27 protein-coding genes are annotated in these 21,512 nt (G+C 70.4%); 7 read left to right on the top strand and 20 right to left on the bottom strand.

Annotated features, from left to right (window positions below; all coding sequences use genetic code 11):
- The first annotated feature begins 52 nt into the window (after positions 1–52).
- The 3 genes from Aeryth_RS06770 to Aeryth_RS06760 all read left to right on the top strand — a co-directional run bounded on the left by Aeryth_RS06770 (position 53) and on the right by Aeryth_RS06760 (position 1,567).
- Positions 53–454, top strand: a complete 402-nt coding sequence (locus Aeryth_RS06770) for a lipocalin-like domain-containing protein (RefSeq protein WP_067856323.1) — start codon at positions 53–55, stop codon at positions 452–454.
- Entirely contained in the window at positions 454–1,131 is a 678-nt protein-coding gene (gene nucS, locus Aeryth_RS06765) for an endonuclease NucS (RefSeq protein WP_067856320.1), read from the top strand. The genes Aeryth_RS06770 and nucS overlap by 1 nt, the downstream gene beginning before the upstream one ends.
- Before the next feature lie 67 nt (positions 1,132–1,198).
- Positions 1,199–1,567, top strand: a complete 369-nt coding sequence (locus Aeryth_RS06760; protein ID WP_144433704.1) for a hypothetical protein — start codon at positions 1,199–1,201, stop codon at positions 1,565–1,567.
- A 203-nt stretch (positions 1,568–1,770) separates the two neighbouring features.
- Here Aeryth_RS06760 and Aeryth_RS06755 read toward each other — a convergent pair whose 3' ends face one another.
- Positions 1,771–2,193 carry a hypothetical protein gene (locus Aeryth_RS06755; RefSeq protein ID WP_144433703.1) on the bottom strand — a complete coding sequence of 141 codons (423 nt, stop codon included), beginning with the start codon at positions 2,191–2,193 and terminating at the stop codon, positions 1,771–1,773.
- 298 nt (positions 2,194–2,491) lie between these two features.
- Between Aeryth_RS06755 and Aeryth_RS06750 the strand changes: the two genes are divergently transcribed.
- From Aeryth_RS06750 to Aeryth_RS06740, 3 genes are all read left to right on the top strand, one after another.
- Positions 2,492–3,928, top strand: coding sequence for a M15 family metallopeptidase (locus tag Aeryth_RS06750; RefSeq protein ID WP_067856312.1), 1,437 nt, complete (start codon positions 2,492–2,494; stop codon positions 3,926–3,928).
- 66 nt (positions 3,929–3,994) lie between these two features.
- Positions 3,995–4,294, top strand: coding sequence for a hypothetical protein (locus tag Aeryth_RS06745; RefSeq protein WP_067856309.1), 300 nt, complete (start codon positions 3,995–3,997; stop codon positions 4,292–4,294).
- 58 nt (positions 4,295–4,352) lie between these two features.
- Positions 4,353–5,126, top strand: a complete 774-nt coding sequence (locus tag Aeryth_RS06740) for an isocitrate lyase/PEP mutase family protein (RefSeq protein WP_067856307.1) — start codon at positions 4,353–4,355, stop codon at positions 5,124–5,126.
- A gap of 55 nt (positions 5,127–5,181) precedes the next feature.
- Here the strand turns inward: Aeryth_RS06740 and Aeryth_RS06735 are convergent, their stop codons facing one another.
- Entirely contained in the window at positions 5,182–7,173 is a 1,992-nt protein-coding gene (locus Aeryth_RS06735) for a protein meaA (RefSeq protein ID WP_067856304.1), read from the bottom strand.
- A gap of 125 nt (positions 7,174–7,298) precedes the next feature.
- On the opposite strand from Aeryth_RS06735, the gene Aeryth_RS06730 reads away from it, so the two are divergent.
- On the top strand, positions 7,299–7,871 hold the full coding sequence (locus Aeryth_RS06730) for a cob(I)yrinic acid a,c-diamide adenosyltransferase (protein ID WP_067856301.1): 573 nt from the start codon (positions 7,299–7,301) through the stop codon (positions 7,869–7,871).
- A gap of 92 nt (positions 7,872–7,963) precedes the next feature.
- Here Aeryth_RS06730 and Aeryth_RS17895 read toward each other — a convergent pair whose 3' ends face one another.
- From Aeryth_RS17895 to Aeryth_RS06645, 18 genes are all read right to left on the bottom strand, one after another.
- Positions 7,964–8,137, bottom strand: coding sequence for a hypothetical protein (locus tag Aeryth_RS17895; protein WP_158509190.1), 174 nt, complete (start codon positions 8,135–8,137; stop codon positions 7,964–7,966).
- A 140-nt stretch (positions 8,138–8,277) separates the two neighbouring features.
- Positions 8,278–8,724 carry a DUF2550 domain-containing protein gene (locus tag Aeryth_RS06725; RefSeq protein WP_083516315.1) on the bottom strand — a complete coding sequence of 149 codons (447 nt, stop codon included), beginning with the start codon at positions 8,722–8,724 and terminating at the stop codon, positions 8,278–8,280.
- A 33-nt stretch (positions 8,725–8,757) separates the two neighbouring features.
- Positions 8,758–9,132, bottom strand: coding sequence for a F0F1 ATP synthase subunit epsilon (locus Aeryth_RS06720; protein WP_067856295.1), 375 nt, complete (start codon positions 9,130–9,132; stop codon positions 8,758–8,760).
- Entirely contained in the window at positions 9,132–10,574 is a 1,443-nt protein-coding gene (atpD, locus tag Aeryth_RS06715) for a F0F1 ATP synthase subunit beta (RefSeq protein ID WP_067856292.1), read from the bottom strand. Before atpD ends, Aeryth_RS06720 begins: the two co-directional genes overlap by 1 nt.
- Before the next feature lie 7 nt (positions 10,575–10,581).
- A complete protein-coding gene (locus Aeryth_RS06710; protein ID WP_067856289.1) occupies positions 10,582–11,514 on the bottom strand; it encodes a F0F1 ATP synthase subunit gamma in 933 nt (310 codons plus the stop codon).
- Between the two features lie 6 nt (positions 11,515–11,520).
- Complete coding sequence (gene atpA, locus Aeryth_RS06705) at positions 11,521–13,161, bottom strand: F0F1 ATP synthase subunit alpha (protein ID WP_067856287.1); 1,641 nt, start codon at positions 13,159–13,161, stop codon at positions 11,521–11,523.
- Positions 13,162–13,220: 59 nt separating this feature from the next.
- Complete coding sequence (locus Aeryth_RS06700) at positions 13,221–14,018, bottom strand: F0F1 ATP synthase subunit delta (RefSeq protein WP_067856285.1); 798 nt, start codon at positions 14,016–14,018, stop codon at positions 13,221–13,223.
- Positions 14,018–14,557 carry a F0F1 ATP synthase subunit B gene (locus Aeryth_RS06695; protein WP_067856282.1) on the bottom strand — a complete coding sequence of 180 codons (540 nt, stop codon included), beginning with the start codon at positions 14,555–14,557 and terminating at the stop codon, positions 14,018–14,020. The genes Aeryth_RS06700 and Aeryth_RS06695 overlap by 1 nt, the downstream gene beginning before the upstream one ends.
- Positions 14,558–14,580: 23 nt before the next feature.
- The gene (locus Aeryth_RS06690; protein ID WP_067856280.1) at positions 14,581–14,793 is read right to left on the bottom strand and encodes an ATP synthase F0 subunit C; all 213 of its coding nucleotides are present in this window, start codon (positions 14,791–14,793) and stop codon (positions 14,581–14,583) included.
- A gap of 76 nt (positions 14,794–14,869) precedes the next feature.
- Complete coding sequence (gene atpB / locus Aeryth_RS06685; protein ID WP_083516314.1) at positions 14,870–15,676, bottom strand: F0F1 ATP synthase subunit A; 807 nt, start codon at positions 15,674–15,676, stop codon at positions 14,870–14,872.
- Between the two features lie 136 nt (positions 15,677–15,812).
- Positions 15,813–16,232 carry a hypothetical protein gene (locus Aeryth_RS06680; RefSeq protein WP_067856276.1) on the bottom strand — a complete coding sequence of 140 codons (420 nt, stop codon included), beginning with the start codon at positions 16,230–16,232 and terminating at the stop codon, positions 15,813–15,815.
- On the bottom strand, positions 16,229–17,356 hold the full coding sequence (locus Aeryth_RS06675; RefSeq protein WP_067856274.1) for a glycosyltransferase family 4 protein: 1,128 nt from the start codon (positions 17,354–17,356) through the stop codon (positions 16,229–16,231). The genes Aeryth_RS06680 and Aeryth_RS06675 overlap by 4 nt, the downstream gene beginning before the upstream one ends.
- Positions 17,349–17,993 (bottom strand): L-threonylcarbamoyladenylate synthase, encoded by a 645-nt coding sequence (locus tag Aeryth_RS06670; RefSeq protein ID WP_236749839.1) that lies wholly within the window; start codon positions 17,991–17,993, stop codon positions 17,349–17,351. The genes Aeryth_RS06675 and Aeryth_RS06670 overlap by 8 nt, the downstream gene beginning before the upstream one ends.
- A gap of 35 nt (positions 17,994–18,028) precedes the next feature.
- Positions 18,029–18,541 (bottom strand): VTT domain-containing protein, encoded by a 513-nt coding sequence (locus tag Aeryth_RS06665; protein ID WP_067856268.1) that lies wholly within the window; start codon positions 18,539–18,541, stop codon positions 18,029–18,031.
- A 65-nt stretch (positions 18,542–18,606) separates the two neighbouring features.
- On the bottom strand, positions 18,607–19,467 hold the full coding sequence (prmC, locus tag Aeryth_RS06660; protein ID WP_067856265.1) for a peptide chain release factor N(5)-glutamine methyltransferase: 861 nt from the start codon (positions 19,465–19,467) through the stop codon (positions 18,607–18,609).
- Positions 19,464–20,531, bottom strand: a complete 1,068-nt coding sequence (gene prfA / locus Aeryth_RS06655) for a peptide chain release factor 1 (RefSeq protein WP_067856262.1) — start codon at positions 20,529–20,531, stop codon at positions 19,464–19,466. Before prfA ends, prmC begins: the two co-directional genes overlap by 4 nt.
- A gap of 108 nt (positions 20,532–20,639) precedes the next feature.
- Positions 20,640–20,846, bottom strand: a complete 207-nt coding sequence (gene rpmE, locus Aeryth_RS06650; RefSeq protein WP_067856259.1) for a 50S ribosomal protein L31 — start codon at positions 20,844–20,846, stop codon at positions 20,640–20,642.
- A 136-nt stretch (positions 20,847–20,982) separates the two neighbouring features.
- Positions 20,983–21,465: a glutathione peroxidase gene (locus tag Aeryth_RS06645; RefSeq protein WP_067856256.1), complete on the bottom strand. Its 483-nt coding sequence runs from the start codon at positions 21,463–21,465 to the stop codon at positions 20,983–20,985.
- Between the last annotated feature and the right edge of the window lie 47 nt (positions 21,466–21,512).

Here is a 21,512-nt window from a genome sequence, read left to right as displayed (position 1 = left end):
CACACTAGCGTCCGATCAGGATCTACGGGAGGACTGTCCTATGAATCGACGTATGAGCCGCGCCACGGGGGTCGCCGCCCTCGTCCTCGTGACCGTCGCGGCCTGCGGGACGGACGACGGCCCGGGCACGCCGGAGGGCTCCTCGCCCTCCCCCAGCGCATCCTCATCCGCACCCTCGGCGTCGCCTTCGTCGGCCGCGCCGACCGAGAACCCGGCCACCGCGGCCGACCTGGCGGGCACCTGGCGCGACGACGCGAAGGACTGGACCGTCACCTTCTCCGCGGACGGCACGTTCACCGAGGACTTCCAGGGCGTGCCGAAGTTCCGCACGGGCGACTACGAGGTCTCCGACGGCGTCGTGCAGCTGATGGGCGCCGACGGCAACACCGATCGCGGCACCGTGAAGGACGGGACTCTCGTGTTCCGTCTCGGCACGCTGGTCCGGCAGCAGTAGTGCGTCTCCTCGTCGCGCGCTGCCAGGTCGACTACGCCGGGCGGCTCACGGCCCACCTGCCCATGGCCACCCGGGTGATCATGGTGAAGGCGGACGGCTCGGTGCTCGTGCACTCCGACGGCGGGTCGTACAAGCCGCTGAACTGGATGAGCCCGCCGTGCACCCTCAAGGAGGGCACGGCCGAGGACGGCCGGGTCGAGTGGACCGTGCAGGCAGGCAAGACCGACGACACGCTGCGCATCCTCGTCGATGAGGTGCTGCACGACTCCCAGCACGACCTCGGCGTGGATCCGGGGCTGCGCAAGGACGGTGTCGAGAAGCACCTGCAGGAGCTGCTCGCCGAGCACACCACCACGCTCGGCGTCGGCATGACGCTCGTGCGCCGTGAGTACATGACGGCGATCGGTCCGGTCGACCTGCTGTGCCGCGACGACGCGGGCGCCTCGGTCGCCGTGGAGATCAAGCGGCGCGGCGAGATCGACGGCGTCGAGCAGCTGACGCGCTACCTGGAGCTCATGAACCGCGACCCGCAGCTGCGGCCCGTCCGGGGCATCTTCGCCGCGCAGGAGATCAAGCCGCAGGCCCGCACCCTCGCCGAGGACCGCGGCATCCAGTGCGTCGTCGTCGACTACGACGCACTGCGCGGCATCGACGATCCCTCGCTGCGCCTCTTCTAGGCTCCATGCCATGCAACCCCTTGCCACGGTCGACGTCACTCGCCCATGGCACTGGGGCATCGCGATCGTGTCCGACCCCGACCTCGGAGGAGAGATACCGGACGTCGATCCCAGCGGTGGGGTGTCGGCGAACGAGAAGGGGATCATCGTGCCCGTTCGCCACGCGCAGGACATCGAGTCGTTCGAAGGGGACTTCGAGTGGGCCGAAGCGACCGTCACCGTTCGGCTGTGGTCCGACCCGCCTGACGTCGACGACGGATGCACGATCGTCTTCGAGGGCTGGCTCGCCACCCCGACGGGGCGACTGTGGATCGGGGATGCGGACGAGAACACGGTCGCGGAGGGGTTCCCCACGTCGACCGGCATCCGAGTCGCGCTGAAGTCCGACGACCTCGACTCACCCGAGCAGGTGTGGGTCGACGCATGGAAGGCATGATGCTCGACGCGACGGTCGACGACTGCATCTGAGGCGTCGAGAAGCTGACGCTACCCGGACCACGCGGACCGCGACCCAGAGCGGCTCTGTGCACGACGTCTTCGCCGCCCAGGAGGTCAACCGGCAGTCCCGCCCGGCTCGCAGAGACAGCGGTATCCAGTGCGTCGTGGTCGACTACGACGCACCGCGTGGCATGACGAACCCTAGGTGCGCCTCTTCTCGGACGAGACGCCAAGCACGCGGCCCGCGAGAAGGTCGAGCGCCCTCGCCGCCGGGTAGTCAGCGAACGTCGCGTAGGCGTACGTGTGGTACTTCCACCAGTAGCTTCGAGCGCGGTCACGCGTGCGCGCCACGAACGGAGCGTTCTCCTCCATGAACGCCACCAGCCTCTCGATCGTCGACGCTGCAGTACTTCCCGACCTGAGCGTCGACTCGATCTCGGTGACGATCTCGACGACGTACTCGCCGAGGAGCTGGACGATGAAGGGCGAGGCGCACGGCTCGTCGAAGGTGAGCAGCGACGGGAGCCACGCCTGACGCTCGCGGCCGTCGTGGTGGCGTGAGTGTATGCATGCTGCGACACCGAGCTGCGTGGACGTGAGCCGGGCGCGGTCTGGAGCGTCCATGCCCCCGTGATACTGCCGAGCAGGGATCTCCACGACCTCTCCGTCCACCACGATCCCACGAGGACGCCGTGGCGAATCGATCGTGTGAGCCGAGGTTCCGTGCGAGGCGGCCGAGAGCGCAGCGACGACGACCGCGACATCGTCGGCCAGACGGGCAGGGAAGGCGCGCGCCCAGACAGCACTCTCGTCTCCTGTTGGCACGACCATCCCTGGAGGGTATTGCCTCAGTGGACGAGGCGACCGACGGCCGCCCCGCTCCTCGACGCGCGTTCTGGCGGGAGCGGTCCTACGGTGAGGCATGCGCCGGTTCCTGGTGATCCTCCTCACGACCGTCCTCGTCACGCCCACCGCGGCGGCGCGGGCCAGCACGGCGGCCGAGCCGTCCCCCGACCCGACAGTCACGACGACCAGCGAGCCGTCCCCCGACCCGACACCGGAGCCGACCACCGAGCCCGACCCCGTCGAGCCGGAGCCGACCGATCCACCACCCACGACGCCGAGCCCCACCGTCACGCTCGACGTGACCACGGTGCGGGTCTGGGCCCGCACCACCGCGGCGCTGGCCGGTCGGGTCGACGGTGCGAGCCCGACCAGCGCCCTCCGCGTCGCTCGACGCTCGGGCGACCGGTGGACCGCACTCGCAGGGACCAGCGTGGTCACCGGGAGCGACGGCAGGTTCACCGCGAGGGTGCCTGCTGCGGCGGGACGCACCACGGTGCGCGTGGAGCTCGTCGACGCCGGTGCGGTCGTGGCTGCGTCCGCGCCGGCCGACGTCGTCGGAGCCGCGGCACCCAGCACCGCGCGGATCGCGATGCCGAAGGCGGTCACCGACTACAGGAAGGCGAAGGTGGCTGCCTCGTGGCGCACCGTCGACGGGCGTGCCGTGAGCGCTCGCCTGGCCGTGGAGTTCCGCCGCTCCGGCACCCGCACGTGGGTCCGGTCCGGCACCGTGACCCTGCGCAACGGCAAAGGATCGACCTTCGTCAAGCCCCGCTACGACGGTCGCTGGCGGGTGCGCTCCTTCGGCACCAGCACCGTGCTGCCCACCCGCTCCAGCTCGGTCTACGTCGACAACCGGCCTCCCGGATCCGTCATCCGGCTGCCGAAGGGCACGCCCGGACCTCGCATCCGCCTGGCCGCCCAGCCGCGTGCACCACGCGTGAGTGCTGACGCCACGGTCTCGCGCATCCCGACGGCGATGTGGCGCTCGATGCGGGGGCGCAGCTGGCACGCGGGCTGCCCCGTGGGCCGCGACCAGCTGCGCGTCGTCCGCGTCAGCTACTGGGCCTTCGACGGCTACGTCCGCCGCGGCGAGATCGTCGTCCACGCCCAGCACGCCCGTGCCACCGCTGCCGTGTTCACCGATCTGTTCCGCATGCGGGCACCCATCCGGTCGATGTACCGCGTCGACCGGTTCGGGTGGAGCAGTGCCCTGCGCGGCGCCGACGACTACGCCTCCATGCGCGCCGACAACACCTCCGGCTTCAACTGCCGGCAGGTGGTCGGTCGACCCGGCACCCGCAGCCCCCACGCGTACGGGAACTCGATCGACATCAACCCGTGGGAGAACCCGTTCGCGTCGGGCTACGGGTGGACGCCCAACAGCACGTGGCAGCGGCGCACCACGCCCGCCGCCATCACCTACCGAGGCGCGAACGACCCGGTCGTCGCCGTGCTCCGCCGCCACGGCTTCCGCTGGCTCGGGTTCGCCGACCTGCACCACTTCCAGCGTTGACCGCACCGCCTGGGCCGCGACGTCGCGACCCGGGCGGGGCGAGGGCGGCGGCGCTAGGATCTGCTCGTGTCGAAGCTCCCGAAGAAGAAGTGCTGCGTCAGCAAGACGCGGTGCAAGCGCTGCCCCCTGCGCATGCTGAAGGAAGGCACCCTCCCCGACGGGTACGGCGTCAAGCGTCGCCGCCTCGTGCGCATCGACGACGACGGGACCGTCCTGCCGCTGGAGAAGAAGGACAAGAAGTCCTCCAAGAAGGCAGCGAAGAAGAAGGCCAAGAAGAAGGCGAAGAAGAAAGCCCTGAAGAAGGCCGAGAAGAAGGCCCAGAAGAAGGGCAAGAAGTCGTCCGGCTCCAGCCTGCGCGCCGCCTGACGTCCGGCTCCCGGGACTCGGCTGGTGGGGCCCGCTCCCCTGTCCTAGCGTCAGGGCCATGGACCTCTCGACCCGTGCCCAGACCCTGCTCGACCTGCACACCGCTCCGGAGCTGCTCACCGTCGTCAACGTGTGGGACGCCATCACCGCCCGCGTCGTGACCGAGGTCGAGGGCACCCGTGCCCTCGCCACCGCGAGCCACTCCATCGCGGCCTCCCACGGTTACGAGGACGGGGAGAACATCCCCGTCGACGAGATGATCGCCGCGATCGGGCTGATCGTCGCGAACACCCACCTCCCCGTCAGCGCCGACCTCGAGGCGGGCTACGGCGACCCTGGCGAGACCGCTCGGAAGGCGATCGGCGTCGGGGCGGTCGGCGCCAACCTCGAGGACCAGCAGAAGCCGCTCGCCGAGGCCGTCGCCGCGGTCGAGGCCGTCGTGCGGGCCGGCGAGGCCGAGGGCGTCCCGTTCGTGCTCAATGCCCGCACCGACGTCGTCGCGCAGGCCGGCGACCGTCCGCACGACGAGGTCATCGCCGACGCCGTCCAGCGCGGGAAGGCCTTCATCGAGGCGGGCGCCCCCGTCGTCTTCGTGCCTGGTCCGCTCTCCGAGGACGACATCAGCACCCTGGTCGACGCGTGGGGACCGCAGCGCCTCACCACCATCGGCTACCCGGGCTCGGTGCCGCTCGCCCGGCAGCAAGAGCTCGGCGTGGCCCGGGTCTCCTACGGACCGTTCACCCAGTCGGTCGCCCTCATGGCCCTGCAGGACCTCGCCCGCGACGTCGAGGCCGGCGGCAGGCTGCCCGAGGACTTCCGCGTCCTCAACTGACGACGGCACGAGGCCCCGCACCGCGCACGGTGCGGGGCCTCGTCACGTCCCGGTCTCAGACCTCGAGCCCGTGGGCCTTGCGGACCTCGTCGACGATGCGGCTCATGATGTCGGTCATGCCGAAGTCCTTCGGCGTGAAGACCGCGGCGATGCCGTCGGCCTCCAGACGGCGGCCGTCGGAGTCCGGGATGATCCCGCCCACGATGAGGGGCACGTCGTCCATGCCGGCGTCGAGAAGCCGGCGCTGGACGTCGGGCACGAGCTCCATGTGCGAGCCCGACAGGATCGACAGGCCGACCACGTGCACGTCCTCAGCGACTGCGGCCGACACGATCTGCTCGGGCGTGAGCCGGATGCCCTGGTAGACGACCTCGAAGCCCACGTCGCGGGCACGGACGGCGATCTGCTCCGCGCCGTTGGAGTGACCGTCGAGTCCCGGCTTGCCGACGAGGAAGCGCAGGCGGGTGCCCAGCTCCTCCCCCGTCCGCGCCACGCGCTCGCGCACGGCGGTGAGCTCGGCGCCGGCCTCGGCCACGCCGACCGCACCGGACACGCCCGTGGGCGCCCGGTACTCGCCGAAGACCTCGCGCAGCGCACCCGCCCACTCACCCACGGTCGCGCCGGCGCGTACGGCCGCCAGCGTGGCCTCCATGAGGTTGGTGTCGGTCTTGGCCTCGGACTGCAGCCGCTCGAGGGCCTGGTCGACCTCGGCCTGGTCGCGCTGGTCGCGCCACGCCTGGACGTCGGCGATCGCGTTCGCCTCTGCCTGCGGGTCGGCGACCATGATGGCCGCGTCGAGGTCGGACGTCAGCGGCGACGGCTCGGTCTCGGTGTAGCTGTTGACGCCGACGACCTTGAGCTCGCCGGCCTCGATCTGGGCCCTCCGGGCAGCGTGGGAGGCGACGAGCTCGGACTTCATGTAGCCCGACTCGACCGCCGCGACCGCACCGCCCATGGCCTGCACGCGGTCGATCTCGGCCTTCGCGCCCTCGATGATCTCCGCGACCTTGGCCTCGATCACGTGCGAGCCCTCGAAGATGTCGTCGTACTCCAGCAGGTCGGACTCGTAGGCGAGCACCTGCTGCAGTCGCAGCGACCACTGCTGGTCCCACGGACGCGGGAGTCCGAGCGCCTCGTTCCAGGCGGGCAGCTGCACCGCACGCGCGCGGGCGTTCTTGCTGAGCGTGACGCCGAGCATCTCCAGCACGATGCGCTGGACGTTGTTCTCGGGCTGCGCCTCGGTCAGGCCGAGGGAGTTGACCTGCACGCCGTAGCGGAAGCGCCGCATCTTCGGGTCGGTGACGCCGTAGCGGTCCCGCGTGATCTCGTCCCACAGCTGGCCGAAGGCCCGCATCTTGCAGGTCTCCTCGATGAAGCGCACCCCGGCGTTGACGAAGAAGGAGATCCGCCCGACCGTCTTCTCGAAGTCGGCGTCGTCGACCTGTCCGGAGTCCTTCACGGCGTCGAGGACGGCGATGGCCGTGCTGAGCGCGTAGGCGATCTCCTGCGTCGGCGTGGCGCCCGCCTCCTGCAGGTGGTAGCTGCAGATGTTGAGCGGGTTCCACTTGGGGATCGTGTTGACCGTGTAGGCGATCATGTCGGTCGTCAGCCGCAGCGAGGGCGCCGGGCCGAAGACGTACGTGCCGCGCGACAGGTACTCCTTGATGATGTCGTTCTGCGTGGTGCCCGCGAGCTGCGCGGGCTCGACGCCCTGCTCCTCGGCGGCCACCTGGTACATCGCCAGCAGCCACATGGCCGTGGCGTTGATCGTCATCGACGTGTTCATCTCGCCGAGCGGGATGTCCTGGAACAGCCGGCGCATGGTCCCGAGGTGCGGGATCGGCACGCCCACCTTGCCGACCTCGCCGCGCGAGAGCACGTGGTCGGGGTCGTACCCGGTCTGGGTCGGCAGGTCGAACGCGACGGAGAGCCCGGTCTGGCCCTTCGCGAGGTTCTTGCGGTACAGAGCGTTGGACTCCGCCGCGGAGCTGTGACCGGCGTACGTGCGCATCACCCAGGGGCGGTCGGGCGCAGACTTGTCAGGCATGCCCGTCAGGTTACCGCGCCGTAACGTGACGTGGCAGACTCTGTGAGCCACGCGACCCACCTCACACGCCTCTGACGTCGCTCTCGCGTCCAGCCGGGCCCGGCGCCACGGCCTAGGGTGAGGCCATGGTCAACCTGACGCGCATCTACACCCGCACCGGAGACGACGGCACGACGAACCTCGTCGACTTCAGCCGTACGTCGAAGAACGACCTGCGACTGGTCGCCTACGCCGACGTCGACGAGGCCAACAGCCAGCTGGGCCTCGCGCTGTCGTTCGACGAGCTCGAGGACGACGTCGTGCGGATCGTGCGTCACGTCCAGAACGACCTGTTCGACGTCGGCGCCGACCTCGGCGCCCCCGTCGTGGAGAACCCGGAGCACCCGCCGCTGCGTGTCGAGCCGGACTACGTCGACCGGCTGGAGCACTGGTGCGACGACTACAACGAGCGCCTCGAGAAGCTGCGCTCCTTCATCCTCCCAGGCGGCACCCGCTCGGCGTCGGCGCTGCACGTGGCGCGCACCGTGACCCGACGGGCCGAACGGTCCGCGTGGGCCGCCATCGAGGTGCACGGTCCGACGATGAACCCGCTCACCGCGCGCTACCTCAACCGGCTGAGCGACCTGCTGTTCATCCTCGGCCGCTACGCCAACCGCGAGGTCGGCGACGTGTTGTGGGTGCCCGGCGGAGAGCGCTGAGCCGAACTGCCGCTGCACCCGCCCGGACGCACCGTCGCCCACGTCCCTGGGGAAGGGACGTGGGCGACGGTCAGGTCAGCGTGGTGCTGGGCTCACTCCCAGTCGATCGCGCGCTGGGTGGTCGCGCCGCCGGTGCTGTCGCCCTTGACGACCTTGGTGGCGGCCGGCTTGGTACCGGTGTCGGCCTGCGCGGGCATCGAGAGCGGGAGGACGGCGACCGCCGAGGCGAAGGTCGCGACGACGAGGCGCTTGAGGGTGCGGTTCATGGTGGCTACCTGTTCCATCGGGGGAACCCGGGACGTCCGGGCATGGCTCGTGTGAGTCATCGTCGCCTAGTCCTGGGGCGACGTCAACCTCCTGGGCGACGCGGCGGGCCGATCGTCCAGGCCTGTCCGGTCCCGCGCCGTCAGACGACCGTGCTGACGCTGCGACCGGGGGGCGACGCCTCGAGCCACGCGAGCAGACCGGTCAGCGCCGCAGGCGTCAGCGCCAGCTGACGCACGGCGGTCCCGTTGTCGGTCGCGACGACCACGTGGCCGTCGTGGATCGCGTGCACCTCTCCCCCGACCGGCTCGCGCCGGCCGTCGACCAGCATCGCGTCGCGCGTGAAGCGGTAGGCGGGGCGCATCCGCAGCGAGAACGTGCGGTACCACTCCAGCGTGCTGCCCCGGTACACGGCGAGGCCCAGGGTCCAGCCCTGGGCCGACGCCGCGTCGCGCTTGTTGATGCTCAGGTCGAACGCACCGAGCCGGCGCGCCAGGTACCGGCGCCGCAGCACCAGCACCGCCAGCAGGAGCACGCTGAGGGCGATCGCGGCCAGGACGAGGTCCACGGCCCACAACCACAGGGGCACCCGGCCCCTCCCTCCTCCGGCAGTCGTCCGGTGCTAGGCGAGCTCGATGCCCCGCAGCTTGGCCTCGGCGCGCAGCACCGCGTCCGTGTCGTCCGCCGAGCGCGCCTGCTCGAGCTCGGCCTGCACCTGCTCGCGGTCGAGCTCGGAGACCAGCGACGTGTCCTCGCTGAGGATGGAGACGCGGTCGTCGGCGACGGACAGGAAGCCGTCCTCGACGACAGCGACCACGGTCTCCGTGCCCGCCTTGATCTTCACCACGCCGGGCACGAGGACCGACAGCAGCGGGGCGTGCCCGACGAGGACGCCGAGGTCACCCTCGACGGTGCGCGCGACGACCTCGTCGGCCTGGCCCGACCACACGACGCGGTCGGCTGCGACCAGCTCGACCTGGAGCGACGTGTCGGCCATCAGGAGTTCTTCTGGATCTCGGCCCACTTCGCGTCGACGTCGTCCAGACCGCCGCACATGAAGAAGGCCTGCTCGGCCACGTGGTCGTACTCGCCGTCGCAGATCTTCGTGAAGGCGTCGATGGTCTCATCGAGCGGGACCGTCGAGCCCTCGATGCCGGTGAACTGCTTGGCCACGTACGTGTTCTGGCTGAGGAAGCGCTGGATGCGACGAGCGCGCGAGACGATCGTCTTGTCCTCCTCGCTGAGCTCGTCGACACCGAGGATCGCGATGATGTCCTGGAGCTCCTTGTTGCGCTGCAGGATGCCCTTGACGCGGTTCGCCGTCTGGTAGTGGTCGTCGGCGATGTAGCGCGGGTCGAGGATGCGCGACGTCGACGTCAGCGGGTCCACGGCTGGGTAGATGCCGAGCGACGCGATCTCGCGGGAGAGCTCGGTCGTGGCGTCCAGGTGCGCGAACGTGGTGGCCGGCGCCGGGTCGGTGTAGTCGTCGGCGGGCACGTAGATCGCCTGCAGCGAGGTGATCGAGTGGCCACGCGTCGAGGTGATCCGCTCCTGGAGCACGCCCATCTCGTCGGCGAGGGTCGGCTGGTAGCCCACCGCGGACGGCATGCGGCCGAGCAGCGTCGAGACCTCCGAGCCGGCCTGCGTGAACCGGAAGATGTTGTCGATGAAGAGCAGCACGTCCTGCTTCTGCACGTCGCGGAAGTACTCCGCCATCGTCAGCGCGGACAGCGCCACGCGCAGACGCGCTCCCGGCGGCTCGTCCATCTGGCCGAAGACCAGCGCCACCTTGTCGAGGACGCCCGCCTCCTCCATCTCGGCGATGAGGTCGTTGCCCTCACGGGTGCGCTCGCCGACACCGGCGAACACCGACACACCGTCGTGGTCCTTGGCGACACGGGCGATCATCTCCTGGATGAGCACCGTCTTGCCGACGCCGGCGCCGCCGAACAGGCCGATCTTGCCGCCGAGCACGTAGGGCGTCAGCAGGTCGATGACCTTGATGCCGGTCTGGAACATCTGCGTCTTGGACTCGAGCTGGTCGAACGCGGGCGCCTTGCGGTGGATGCCCCAGCGCTCGTTGACGTCGAAGGTCTGACCCTCCTCGAGGTTCATGACCTGTCCGGTGGTGTTGAACACCTTGCCCAGCGTCTGGTCGCCGACGGGCACCGAGATCGGCGCACCGGTGTCGGTGACGACGCTGCCGCGGACGATGCCGTCGGTCGGACGCAGCGAGATGGCGCGGACGAGGCCGTCACCGATGTGCTGCGCGACCTCGAGGGTCAGCGTCTCCTCGCGACCCTCGATCTGGGTGTCGACCGTGAGCGCGTTGTAGATCTCCGGCATCGCGTCCGAGGGGAACTCGATGTCGAGCACCGGTCCGATGACCCGCGCGACGCGACCGGTGGTGGTGGTCTTCTCTTCGGCAGTGGCAGTCATAGCTCTCTCACTCCTGACCAGCCGTGGCGTCGGCGAGCGCGTTCGCGCCGCCCACGATCTCGCTGATCTCCTGGGTAATGCCGGCCTGGCGGGCCTGGTTGGCGATGCGGGTGTACTTCTCGATGAGGTCCTGCGCGTTGTCGGTCGCGGACTTCATGGCCTTCTGGCGGGCAGCGAGCTCAGAGGCCGCTGCCTGCAGCTGGCAGTAGTAGATGCGGCTGTTCACGTACTTCGGCAGCAGCGCGTCGAGCACCTCGTGCGCCGACGGCTCGAACTCGTACAGCGGGAGCAGCTCGGACTCGTCCGGCGTCTCCGTGCCCTCGACGACCTCGAGCGGGAGCAGGCGGATGACGTCCGGCTCCTGCGTGAGCATCGACTTGAAGCGCGTGAACACGATGTGCAGCTCGTCCACGGCGCGCGCGGGGTCGATCGCCTCCTCGGAGGTCTCGTCCTCGGCGAACAGCGAGGTCAGCGCGTCGCCGATCTCGCGGGCGTTGGCGAACTCGGGCTTGTCGGAGTAGCCCGTCCAGGACTGGACGAACTCGCGCTGACGGAACGTGAAGTACGTGACCGCCTTGCGTCCGGAGAGGTAGAAGTCGACCTCCTTGCCCTCGGAGCGCAGCTTCTCGGTGAGTCGCTCCGCCTCCTTGAGGACGCTGGAGGAGTACGACCCCGCGAGCCCGCGGTCGCTCGTGATCACGAGCACCGCGGCGCGCGTCGGGTTCTCCTTCTCGGTGGTGAGCGGGTGGTCGACGTTGGAGAACGTGGCCACCGCGGACACCGCCCGGGTCAGCTCACGCGCGTACGGGGCTGCCGCCGCCGCGTGCTGCTGCGCCTTGATGATGCGCGAGGCGGCGATGAGCTCCATGGCGCGCGTGATCTTCTTGGTCGCCTGGGTCGACCTGATCTTCGCGCGTAGCTCTCGTACCGACGCTGCCATAGTGGGTCAGCTCCGCTTCTGCTTGACGATCTGCTCCTGCTCGACGTCCTCGTCGTCAAGAGCCTCGAACTCCTCGCGACCGACCGAGATGCGCTCGCCCTCGCTGGTCTCGAACTGCTCGACGAACGCCTCGTAGGCCGACTCGAGCGACGACGCGGTGTCGTCGTCGAACTTCCCGGTCTCGCGGATCGCCGAGAAGATGCCCTCGTGGGAGCGCTTGACGTAGTCGAGGAACTCCTCCTCGAAGCGGCTGATGTCCTCCACGGGCACCGGGTCGAGCTTGCCCTGGGTACCGGCCCACAGCGACACGACCTGCTGCTCCATCGGGAACGGCGCGTACTGGCCCTGCTTGAACAGCTCCATGAGGCGCTGGCCACGGGCGAGCTGCGCCTTCGAGGCGGCGTCGAGGTCGGAGGCGAACATGGCGAAGGCCTCCATGGCGCGGAACTGCGCGAGGTCGACCTTGAGCGAGCCGGTGACCGCCTTCATGGCCTTCGTCATCGCCGCACCACCGACGCGCGACACCGAGATGCCGACGTCGACCGCGGGACGCTGGTTGGCGTTGAAGAGGTCGGACTGCAGGAAGATCTGGCCGTCGGTGATCGAGATGACGTTCGTCGGGATGTAGGCCGACACGTCGTTGGCCTTCGTCTCGATGACGGGCAGACCCGTCATCGAGCCCGCGCCGAGCTCGTCGTTGAGCTTGGCGCAACGCTCGAGCAGCCGGCTGTGGAGGTAGAAGACGTCGCCGGGGTAGGCCTCGCGGCCCGGCGGACGACGCAGCAGCAGCGAGACGGCGCGGTAGGCCTCGGCCTGCTTCGACAGGTCGTCGAAGATGATCAGGACGTGCTTGCCCTGGTACATCCAGTGCTGGCCGATGGCCGAGCCGGTGTACGGGGCGAGGTACTTGAAGCCTGCGGAGTCGGAGGCGGGAGCGGCCACGATGGTCGTGTACTCCAGCGCGCCGGCGTCCTCGAGCGCGCCACGCACGCTGGCGATCGTCGAGCCCTTCTGGCCGATGCCGACGTAGATGCAGCGGACCTGCTTGGTCGGGTCGCCGCTCTCCCAGAACTCCTTCTGGTTGATGATCGTGTCGATCGCGATGGCGGTCTTGCCGGTCTGGCGGTCGCCGATGATCAGCTGGCGCTGGCCACGGCCGATCGGCGTCAGCGAGTCGATCGCCTTGATGCCGGTCATGAGCGGCTCGTGCACCGACTTGCGCTGCACGACGGTGGGCGCCTGGAGCTCCAGGGCGCGACGACCGTCGGTGGCGATCTCGCCGAGACCGTCGATGGGCTCGCCCAGCGGGTCCACGACGCGGCCGAGGTAGCCGTCGCCCACGGGCACGGACAGCACCTCGCCGGTGCGCTTGACCTTCTGGCCCTCCTCGATGCCGGCGAAGTCACCCAGGATGACGACACCGATCTCGCGGACGTCGAGGTTCAGCGCGAGGCCGAGCGTGCCGTCCTCGAACTCGAGCAGCTCGTTGGCCATGGCCGAGGGCAGACCCTCGACGCGCGCGATGCCGTCCGCCGCCTCGGCGACGATGCCGACCTCTTCGGTCTTGCTGGCGCTCGGGGAGTACTCGGAGACGAACTGCTGCAGCGCGTCGCGGATCTCCTCGGGACGGATGGAGAGTTCCGTCATGTTTCTGCCTGCCTTCTGTGGGTCTGGTGGCTGGGTGGAGCCGGAAGAAATGGGGTGGGTCAGCCCGCGAGCCGCCGGCGGGCGGCCTCGAGCCGGCTGGACATGGTGCCGTCGACGACCTCGCCGCCGAGGGAGACGGCGATGCCTCCGACGACGCTCGGGTCGACGACGACGTTGAGGTGCACGTCGCGGCCGTACTTGGCGGCCAGGGCCGAGGCGAGCCGGGTGCGCTCGTCGTCGGAGAGGTCGTAGGCGACCCGCACGACGGCGACGGCGCGGTCACGACGCTGCGCGGCCACGTCGCCGAAGGCGGTGAGCACCTTCTCGAACGAGCCGGTGCGTGCCACGACGGCCTGCTGCGCCAGCTCGAGGGCCTCGGTGGAGACCTTGGAGCCGAACAGCGTCGCGAGCAGCGTCGCCTTCGCCTGGGCCGGGTAGGACCGGTCGGCCACGACACCGCGGAGCTCGACGTCGGCGGCCACGGCGCGTCCGATCTCGAACAGCTCGGTCTCGAGCTGCTCTAGCGAGCCGGCGGCGTCGGCCCGCGCGACCACGGCGCTGGCGCCGGCGGTCTCGAGGGCGTCGGCGAGGTCACGACCGGCGTTCCACCGCGCGGCGGCGGCGGCGCGGACGACGTCGACCGTGCCCGGACCGACCCGCGAGCCGAGCACACGGGACGCGAGACCCGCCTTGGCGTCGGACTCGGTCGACGGGTCGGTGAGCACCCGGCGCAGCGCCGGGTTGGCGTCCAGCAGGGACACGACGCCGAACAGCTGCGTGCCGAGGTCCGCCGAGTCCTGGGCCGACTCGACGGCGGACAGGACCCCCTCGAGGGACCGCGCGGAGATGCCTCGCATCAGTTGGCCGACCCCTCCAGCTCCGTGATGAAGCGCTCGACGGTGCGACGCTGACGCGCCTCGTCCTCGAGCGACTCACCGACGATGCGCCCGGCGAGGTCCGTGGCGAGCGAGCCCACCTCGGACTTGAGCTGGGCGAGGGCCTGCGAGCGCTCCGCCTCGACCTGCGCGTGCGCGGTCGCGGTGATGCGGGCAGCCTCCTCCTGGGCCTGGGCCCGGAGCTCGGCGATGATCTGCGCGCCCTGCTCCTTGGCCTCCTCGCGGATGCGAGCGGCCTCGTGACGGGCGTCGGCGAGCTGCGCCGTGTACTGCTCGAGCGCGGCCTGGGCCTCCTGCTGCGCCGACTTGGCCTCCTCGATCCCGCCCTCGATCGCGGCCGTGCGCTCGGCGAAGGCCTTCTCGAAGTTGGGCACGACGAACTTGCGGATCAGGAGGAAGAGGATCCCCAGGACCACCAGGCCCAGGACGATCTCCGGCAGCTCCGGGATCAGGGGGTTGTGCTCCTCCCCCTCAGCTGCTGCGACCAGGATCGCGCTCATGGTGAATCTCCCTTAGCAGAGGATCAGTTGTAGCCGAAGACGAAGGCGAGGGCCAGCGCGATGATGAAGAACTGCTCCGCGAGGACGAAGCCGAAGATCGCGATGCCCTGGAGACGGCCCTGCGCCTCGGGCTGACGGGCGACGCCCGTGACGTAGGCGGCGAAGATCAGACCGACGGCGATGGCCGGGCCGATGGCAGCGAGGCCGAGGCCGACGGTGGCGATGGAACCATTCATGACGGTTCTTTCCTTTCGTGACGACGCGGACGCGTCTGGTGCGGGTCGAGAAGTGGTCGGATGGAGCCGGCCGAGCTCAGTGCTCGTCGGCGATCGCGCTGCCGATGTACATCGCGGTCAGCAGCGTGAAGACGTAGGCCTGCAGGAACATGATCAGCATGTCGAGGAAGCTGACCCCGATGCCGAGCACGAAGGAGAGCACGCCGGCCGGGATGCCGATGGCGGCGTTGGCGTAGCCCGTGACCAGGTACGCGGCACCCAGCGAGAACAGCAGGATCAGCAGGTGACCGGCGAACATGGTCGCGAAGAGACGCAGCGCCAGCGTGAAGGGGCGCACGATGATGTTGGAGAGGAACTCCAGCGGCACCAGGGCGATCAGGATCGGGCCCTTGGCGCCGGCCGGGACCGTCTGGTGCTTGAGGTAGCCGAAGAAGCCGTGGCGGCCGATGCCGGCGACGTTGTAGATCAGCCACGTGACCAGGGCCAGCGCGACGGGGAAGCCGAACTTCGACATCGACGGGAACTGGATCACCGGGATGACGCCGTAGAAGTTGTTGACCAGCACGAAGAGGAAGACCGTGAAGAGGTACGGCACGTACTTCATGTAGTCGGCGCTGCCGATGTTGTCGCGCGCGATGGAGTTGCGGATGAACCCGTACACGAGCTCTCCGGCGAACTGCAGGCGCCCGGGCACGACCTGGGCCTTGCGGCTCGTGGCGTAGGCGAAGGCGAAGACGATCACCAGCGACAGCACGAGGAACAGCTCGGGCTTGTTGACCTCCCACCCGCCGATCGTGAACGTCGGCGGGAGCAGGAAGCTCCCGGGGCCGGGCTGCGGCGGGCCGTCAGCGGCAGCCACCAGGGCGGTCGAGGCGAGGGTCACTCGGTCACCTTTGTCTCATGGCGCGGTCGATTCCGACGAAGGTCGGCGATCCGGCAGTACGGCCAGCGTCATCGTTCACGTCGGGCCCGGTCGCTGGGCGGATCCGGTCCGGCGCATGAGTGAGGCTACCAGGGGGTCACGACGGGGTGTCGCCCAGGTCATAGGTGAGGACCCGGCGGCGCCGGAAGGACCACAGCGCCAAGGCGGTCCAGACCAGGCTGCACACCACTGCGGCGAGCCCGAAGGTGCGCCGGTCGACGTGCTCGGCCACTCCCCCGACGTCGAAGAGCAGGAACAGCACGGCCATGGCGGCGAACGCCTTGACGAGGAAGAAGAGCACGGCCGCAGGGAGCGAGAGCACCGGGCTCGAGCGCGCCACCGGGTTCAGGACGACGGGCGTCGAGCCGAGGAACACCGCGACGACGACACCCGCGAGCAGGGCGCCCAGCAGCCCGGCGGTCCCCCGCACGGCGAGCCCCGCGACGGCGGCAAGAGCCACGACGGCCCCGTACGCCAGGGCCTGCGAGCCGAGGGCCGACCGATCTGCGGACCTCACGAGCCGTCCCAGACGCGCTGCTCGAGCCGTGGGAGCACGAAGACGGCCGCGGCCGTGAGCACGCTCAGCACGCCGAACCCGACGATCGACTGCCAGCCGCTGAACAGGCTCACCACGACGCTGCCGAAGGCCACCAGGCCGGCGGCGGCGTACATGAGCAGCACGGCACGACGGTGCGAGTGCCCGATCTCGAGCAGCCGGTGGTGGATGTGCATCTTGTCGGGGCTGAACGGCGACCGTCCCGCCCGGGTGCGGCGCACGACCGCGAGACCCAGGTCGACGAACGGCACGATGAGGATCGCGAACGGCAGGAAGAGCGGCAGCAGGGCGGGCAGGAAGCTCGCCGCCCCGCCACCGACGCCCTCGGACAGGCTGGTGGCCGGGAACTGTCCCGTGAGGCTGATCGAGGAGCACGCGAGCACGAAGCCGATCAGCATCGACCCGGAGTCGCCGATGAACATGCGGGCCGGGAAGAAGTTGTGCGGCAGGATGCCGAGGCAGGCGCCCGCCAGGGCGGCCGTGAGCAGCGCGGCGCCGATGGCGCGTGCCTCGCCGTTCACGACCGCGAGGGAGAAGGCGTAGGAGAAGAAGGCCACCGCGCCGATCGCGACCATGCCGGCGGCCAGCCCGTCGAGGCCGTCGACGAAGTTGACGGCGTTCGCGGTGGTGACGATCAGCAGCACCGTGAAGATGATCGACTGCGCGTTGTCGAGTCCGAGGTAGTTGTTGTACAGCGGCAGGTAGAGGAACTGCAGGCCCATCGCGACGACGACGACGCCGGCCATGACCTGGCCGGCGAACTTGCTGAGCGCGTCGAGCTCGAAGAGGTCGTCGATCACGCCGACGAGGCAGATGACGGCACCGCCCACGATGACGGCGCGGGCGTCGCCGAAGACGGCGTCCTCGTTGCGGGACAGGAACGGCAGGTGGGTCGCCACCAGGTAGGCCGAGACGAGCCCGCCGAGCATGGCGGGGCCCCCGAAGTACGGGGTGGGGATCGCGTGCACGTCGCGGTCACGCACCTTGGCGACGGCTCCGAAGCGCATCGCGAGCGTCCTGGCGATCGAGGCGAGGAGGTAGGTCACCCCCAGGGCGACGCCGAAGACGACGAGGTACTCACGCACCGAGCGGCTCCACCGTGTTGTTGAACCGGTGGAGCACGTCGAGCCCGATCGGACCCTCGCGCAGGATGCGGGGCGTCGCGCCCGTGACGTCGAGGATGGTGGACGCGGTGCCCCCGGGGCTCTGACCGGCGTCGAGGTAGACGCTGACGGACGTGCCCAGCATCCGCTCGGCGTCCTCGATCGTGGTGGCGGCCGGCTCACCGGTCAGGTTCGCGCTGCTCACGGCGAGCGGCCCGGTCTGCTTGAGCAGACCGAGCGCGACGGGGTGGTCGGGCATGCGCACCGCGACGGTGTGGTGGGTCTCCCCCAGGTCCCACGTGAGAGACGGCTGCTGCCGGCACACCACCGTGAGAGGTCCGGGCCACAGCTCGGTGGTCATCGAGCGCAGCCATCCCGGCACCTCGGTGACCAGGGCCTCGAGCGTCGTCGGCGCCCCGACCAGGACCGGTGGCGGCTTCTGGCGCGTGCGCCCCTTGGCGTCCAGCAGGCGCTGGACGGCCTCGGGCGAGAACGCGTCGGCGGCCAGGCCGTAGACGGTGTCGGTGGGCAGCACGGCGAGCTCGCCGGCCTCCAGTGCCGCCTGGGCGGCGTCGACGCCGGTGCGGCGCATCTCCTCGTCGGCGCAGTCGTACCTCACCGGGCCACCCTAGCGGGCGCGGGTGGGCCCAGCGGTCACCACAGGTCGTGCACGGCGTCCAGCAGGTCGAGCCCGTGCACGAGGAACGCGAGCGCCAGGAACTGCGCCGTCCGACCGAGGAAGACCATCGTGAGGAACACCCAGAGACGCTGCCGCGACAGCGGCGCCAGGATCGTCACCACCGCGAGCGGTGGCACCGCCAGGAGGGACGAGAGGAGCACGGTGGCCGCGCCGAGCACCGGGCGGTCGAGCCAGGTCAGGAGCAGGTCGCCGACCCGCCGCAGCCAGGCCGTGAACCGGTAGCGGGGCTCGGAGCGGCGCGCCTCGCGACGGAAGCGCTGCGACCCGCCGCGGATCAGCACGAACACGAGCGCCTTGCCCGCGACCGTGCCGACGCTCAGCGCCATGACGCCCCAGAACAGCATCCAGTCCTGCATCGTCGCGCCCATGGCGACGACGTAGACCTCGGCGTTGAGGAACACCGGGAGGATCGCCGATCCCACCCCGAAGGCGAAGGCGGCCCCGTGGATCAGGAGCTCGGCGACCATGTCGCGACCCTATCGATCCCGCTCCGCGCCGCGCCGGAGGTCCCGACTCGTGCGCGGCGAGCCGCTCACGGACGGCGCGCGGTGACGTACCGCGGCCGGTCCGCGAGGTCCGCGTGGTCGCGCACGTCGGCCCACCGGCCGGCGAACACGGCGGGGGCCGACTCCCCCTGCGCATCGGCGTGCTCGGCCCCGACGACACCGCCCGGTCGCAGCAGGCGCCACGCCGTGCGCTCCAGGCGGCGCATGGCGTCGAGCCCGTCGTCGCCCGACCAGAGCGCCAGGGACGGGTCGTGGTCGCGGGCCTCGGGCGCCACGCTCTCCCACGCGTCGAGCGGGATGTACGGCGGGTTGCACACCACGACGTCGACGGTGCCGTCGAGGTCGGCGAAGGCCTCGAACGCGTCGCCGAGCCGCAGGTCGGCGCCCGTGTCGCCGAGGTTGCGCTCCGCCCACGCGAACGCCTGCTCGTCGAGCTCGACGGCGTGCACCTGGGCCCGCGGCACCTCGTGCACGACGGACAGCGCTATTGCGCCGGACCCGGTGCAGAGGTCGACGACCACGGGCGGTGCCGAGCGACCCGAGGACAGCACGGCCGACGCCTGCTCGACCGCCCAGCCCGCCAGCAGCTCGGTCTCCGGACGCGGGACGAACACGCCGGGACCGACCTCGAGGTCGACGTAGCGGAAGCCGGCAGAGCCGGTGAGGTGCTGCAGCGGGACGCGCCGGGCGCGCGCCGCGACCATGTCGCGGTAGACCTGCAGCTGCGGACCCTGGAGGCGTGCGCCGAGCAGCATGCCGCGCGGGGTGCCGGTGACGTGGGCGAGGAGCAGCTCCGCGTCGACCCGCGGCGAGGCGACGCCGGCCTCCGTCAGCGTGGTCGTGGCCTCCTCGAGCAGACGCTCGGCCTGGCTGCGGACGCGGCTCATGCGCGGGACCCGTCGGCGGTCTCGAGCCGCTCGGCGAGGTCGGCGTCGACGAGCGAGCCGATGACGTCGTCGAGCGCGCCGTCCATGACGGCGTCGAGGTTGTAGGTCTTGAACCCGGTGCGGTGGTCGGAGACGCGGTTCTCGGGGAAGTTGTAGGTGCGCACGCGCTCGGAGCGGTCGACCGTGCGGATCTGCGAGCGCCGCGCGTCGGACGCCTCGGCGTCGGCCGCGGCCTGTGCCGCCTCGAGCAGGCGCGAGCGCAGGATGCGCAGCGCCTGCTCCTTGTTCTGGAGCTGGCTCTTCTCGTTCTGGCAGCTCACCACGAGACCGGTCGGGAGATGGGTGATGCGCACGGCCGAGTCGGTGGTGTTGACGCTCTGGCCTCCGGGCCCGGACGAGCGGAACACATCGATGCGCAGGTCGGCGTCGTTGACCTGGACGTCGACGTCCTCGGCCTCGGGCAGCACGAGGACCCCGGCGGCCGACGTGTGGATGCGGCCCTGGGACTCGGTGACGGGGACACGCTGCACGCGGTGGACGCCGCCCTCGAACTTCAGCAGCGCGTAGGGCGCCTGCCCGGGCTCGGGGGTGCCCTTCGCCGCCACCGAGGCCGTGACCGACTTGTAGCCCCCGAGCGCCGACTCGGTGGCGTCGATGATCTCGACCCGCCAGCCCTTCGTCTCGGCGAAGCGCGTGTACATGCGCAGCAGGTCGCCGGCGAACAGCGCCGACTCCTCGCCGCCCTCGCCGCCCTTCACCTCGAGGATGACGTCCTTGTCGTCGGCGGGGTCGCGCGGCACGAGCAGCCGCTGCAGCCGCTCCTCCAGCTCCGCGCGCTGGGCGGCCAGCTCGGCCGCGTCCTCGACCAGCTCGAGCTCACGGGCGGCCTCGAGGTCGTCACCGGACTGCTGCCAGGCGCGGTAGGTACGCACGACCGCACCGAGCTCGGCGTAGCGGCGCCCGACCTTCTTGGCCCGCGCCGGGTCGGCGTGCGTCGCAGGGTCCGACATCTGTCGCTCGAGCTCGGCGTGCTCGGACAGCAGCGCCTCGACGGCCTCGAACATGCTGGTCCTCTCTGCTACCTCGCGCCCACGGTCTCGCCGGCGCACCGCGCCCGGACGTACGACGACGCCGACCCGTCCGCGAGGGATCGGGTCGGCGTCGGAGAGGAGCTACTTCTTGCCGTAGCGCTTCTCGAACCGGGCCACGCGGCCGCCGGTGTCGAGGATCTTCTGCTTGCCCGTGTAGAACGGGTGGCAGGCCGAGCACACGTCGGCGCGGAGGGTGCCCTCCGTGGCGGTGCTGCGGGTGGTGAACGAGTTGCCACAGGTGCAGGTGACCTGGGTCTCGACGTACTCGGGGTGGATGTCGCGCTTCATGGTGTCCTCTCGTGGTGCTGGGTCGGGCCGCGGGTGCGGACCGTGAACCAGGACCGGGGATCGATTGTGCCAGGGGCACCTCGTACAACCGCCACCGCCCCTCGGTTGTTCCCCAGGCAGCAGCCGCGCTACGAGGTCAGGCCGGCAGCAGCGCCTCGACGTCGTCGGCGATCTTCTCGGGCTTCGTCGTCGAGCCGTAGCGCTTCACGACGTTGCCCTCGGAGTCGACCAGGAACTTGGTGAAGTTCCACTTGATCTTGCTGCCGAGCACCCCGCCCTTCTCCGAGCGCAGCCAACGGTACAGCGGGTGCGCGTCGTCGCCGTTGACGTCGACCTGGGAGAACATCGGGAAGCTCACGCCGTAGTTCTTCTGGCAGAAGGCGGCCGTGTCCTCGTCGGAGTCGGGGTTCTGGTGGCCGAACTGGTCGCACGGGAAGCCGAGGACCACGAGGCCGCGGTCGGCGTACCGGCTGTACAGCTCCTCCAGGCCCGTCAGCTGCGGGGTGAAGCCGCACTGCGTGGCGGTGTTCACGACGAGCAGGACCTTCCCCCGGTAGTCGGAGAGGTCCCGCGGAGCGCCGTCGATGGTCGTGGCGGTGAAGTCGTAGGCAGTGGTCACGTCGCCATCCTAGGGACGCGGTCCACCCGTCGCAGACCAGCGCGCGG

The sequence above is a fragment of the Aeromicrobium erythreum genome, assembly GCF_001509405.1.
In the GTDB taxonomy this organism is placed as follows: Bacteria; Actinomycetota; Actinomycetes; order Propionibacteriales; family Nocardioidaceae; genus Aeromicrobium; species Aeromicrobium erythreum.
The sequence above is the reverse complement of the archived record's forward strand: the minus strand, read 5'-3'. Positions and strand labels throughout refer to the sequence as shown.

What these genes read in the sequence shown, in the direction of transcription:
- Aeryth_RS06720 (WP_067856295.1), bottom strand. Translation starts at nt 9,132, where the DNA reads ATGGCCGACACGTCGCTCCAGGTCGAGCTGGTCGCAGCCGACCGCGTC.
- prmC (WP_067856265.1), bottom strand. Translation starts at nt 19,467, where the DNA reads ATGAGCCGCGTCCGCAGCCAGGCCGAGCGTCTGCTCGAGGAGGCCACG.
- Aeryth_RS06755 (WP_144433703.1), bottom strand. Translation starts at nt 2,193, where the DNA reads ATGGACGCTCCAGACCGCGCCCGGCTCACGTCCACGCAGCTCGGTGTC.
- Aeryth_RS06710 (WP_067856289.1), bottom strand. Translation starts at nt 11,514, where the DNA reads ATGGCAGCGTCGGTACGAGAGCTACGCGCGAAGATCAGGTCGACCCAG.
- Aeryth_RS06750 (WP_067856312.1), top strand. Translation starts at nt 2,492, where the DNA reads ATGCGCCGGTTCCTGGTGATCCTCCTCACGACCGTCCTCGTCACGCCC.
- Aeryth_RS06695 (WP_067856282.1), bottom strand. Translation starts at nt 14,557, where the DNA reads ATGAGCGCGATCCTGGTCGCAGCAGCTGAGGGGGAGGAGCACAACCCC.
- Aeryth_RS06665 (WP_067856268.1), bottom strand. Translation starts at nt 18,541, where the DNA reads ATGGTCGCCGAGCTCCTGATCCACGGGGCCGCCTTCGCCTTCGGGGTG.
- Aeryth_RS06690 (WP_067856280.1), bottom strand. Translation starts at nt 14,793, where the DNA reads ATGAATGGTTCCATCGCCACCGTCGGCCTCGGCCTCGCTGCCATCGGC.
- Aeryth_RS06700 (WP_067856285.1), bottom strand. Translation starts at nt 14,018, where the DNA reads ATGCGAGGCATCTCCGCGCGGTCCCTCGAGGGGGTCCTGTCCGCCGTC.
- atpD (WP_067856292.1), bottom strand. Translation starts at nt 10,574, where the DNA reads ATGACTGCCACTGCCGAAGAGAAGACCACCACCACCGGTCGCGTCGCG.
- Aeryth_RS06740 (WP_067856307.1), top strand. Translation starts at nt 4,353, where the DNA reads ATGGACCTCTCGACCCGTGCCCAGACCCTGCTCGACCTGCACACCGCT.
- atpA (WP_067856287.1), bottom strand. Translation starts at nt 13,161, where the DNA reads ATGACGGAACTCTCCATCCGTCCCGAGGAGATCCGCGACGCGCTGCAG.
- prfA (WP_067856262.1), bottom strand. Translation starts at nt 20,531, where the DNA reads ATGTTCGAGGCCGTCGAGGCGCTGCTGTCCGAGCACGCCGAGCTCGAG.
- Aeryth_RS06730 (WP_067856301.1), top strand. Translation starts at nt 7,299, where the DNA reads ATGGTCAACCTGACGCGCATCTACACCCGCACCGGAGACGACGGCACG.
- rpmE (WP_067856259.1), bottom strand. Translation starts at nt 20,846, where the DNA reads ATGAAGCGCGACATCCACCCCGAGTACGTCGAGACCCAGGTCACCTGC.
- Aeryth_RS17895 (WP_158509190.1), bottom strand. Translation starts at nt 8,137, where the DNA reads ATGAACCGCACCCTCAAGCGCCTCGTCGTCGCGACCTTCGCCTCGGCG.
- Aeryth_RS06735 (WP_067856304.1), bottom strand. Translation starts at nt 7,173, where the DNA reads ATGCCTGACAAGTCTGCGCCCGACCGCCCCTGGGTGATGCGCACGTAC.
- Aeryth_RS06770 (WP_067856323.1), top strand. Translation starts at nt 53, where the DNA reads ATGAGCCGCGCCACGGGGGTCGCCGCCCTCGTCCTCGTGACCGTCGCG.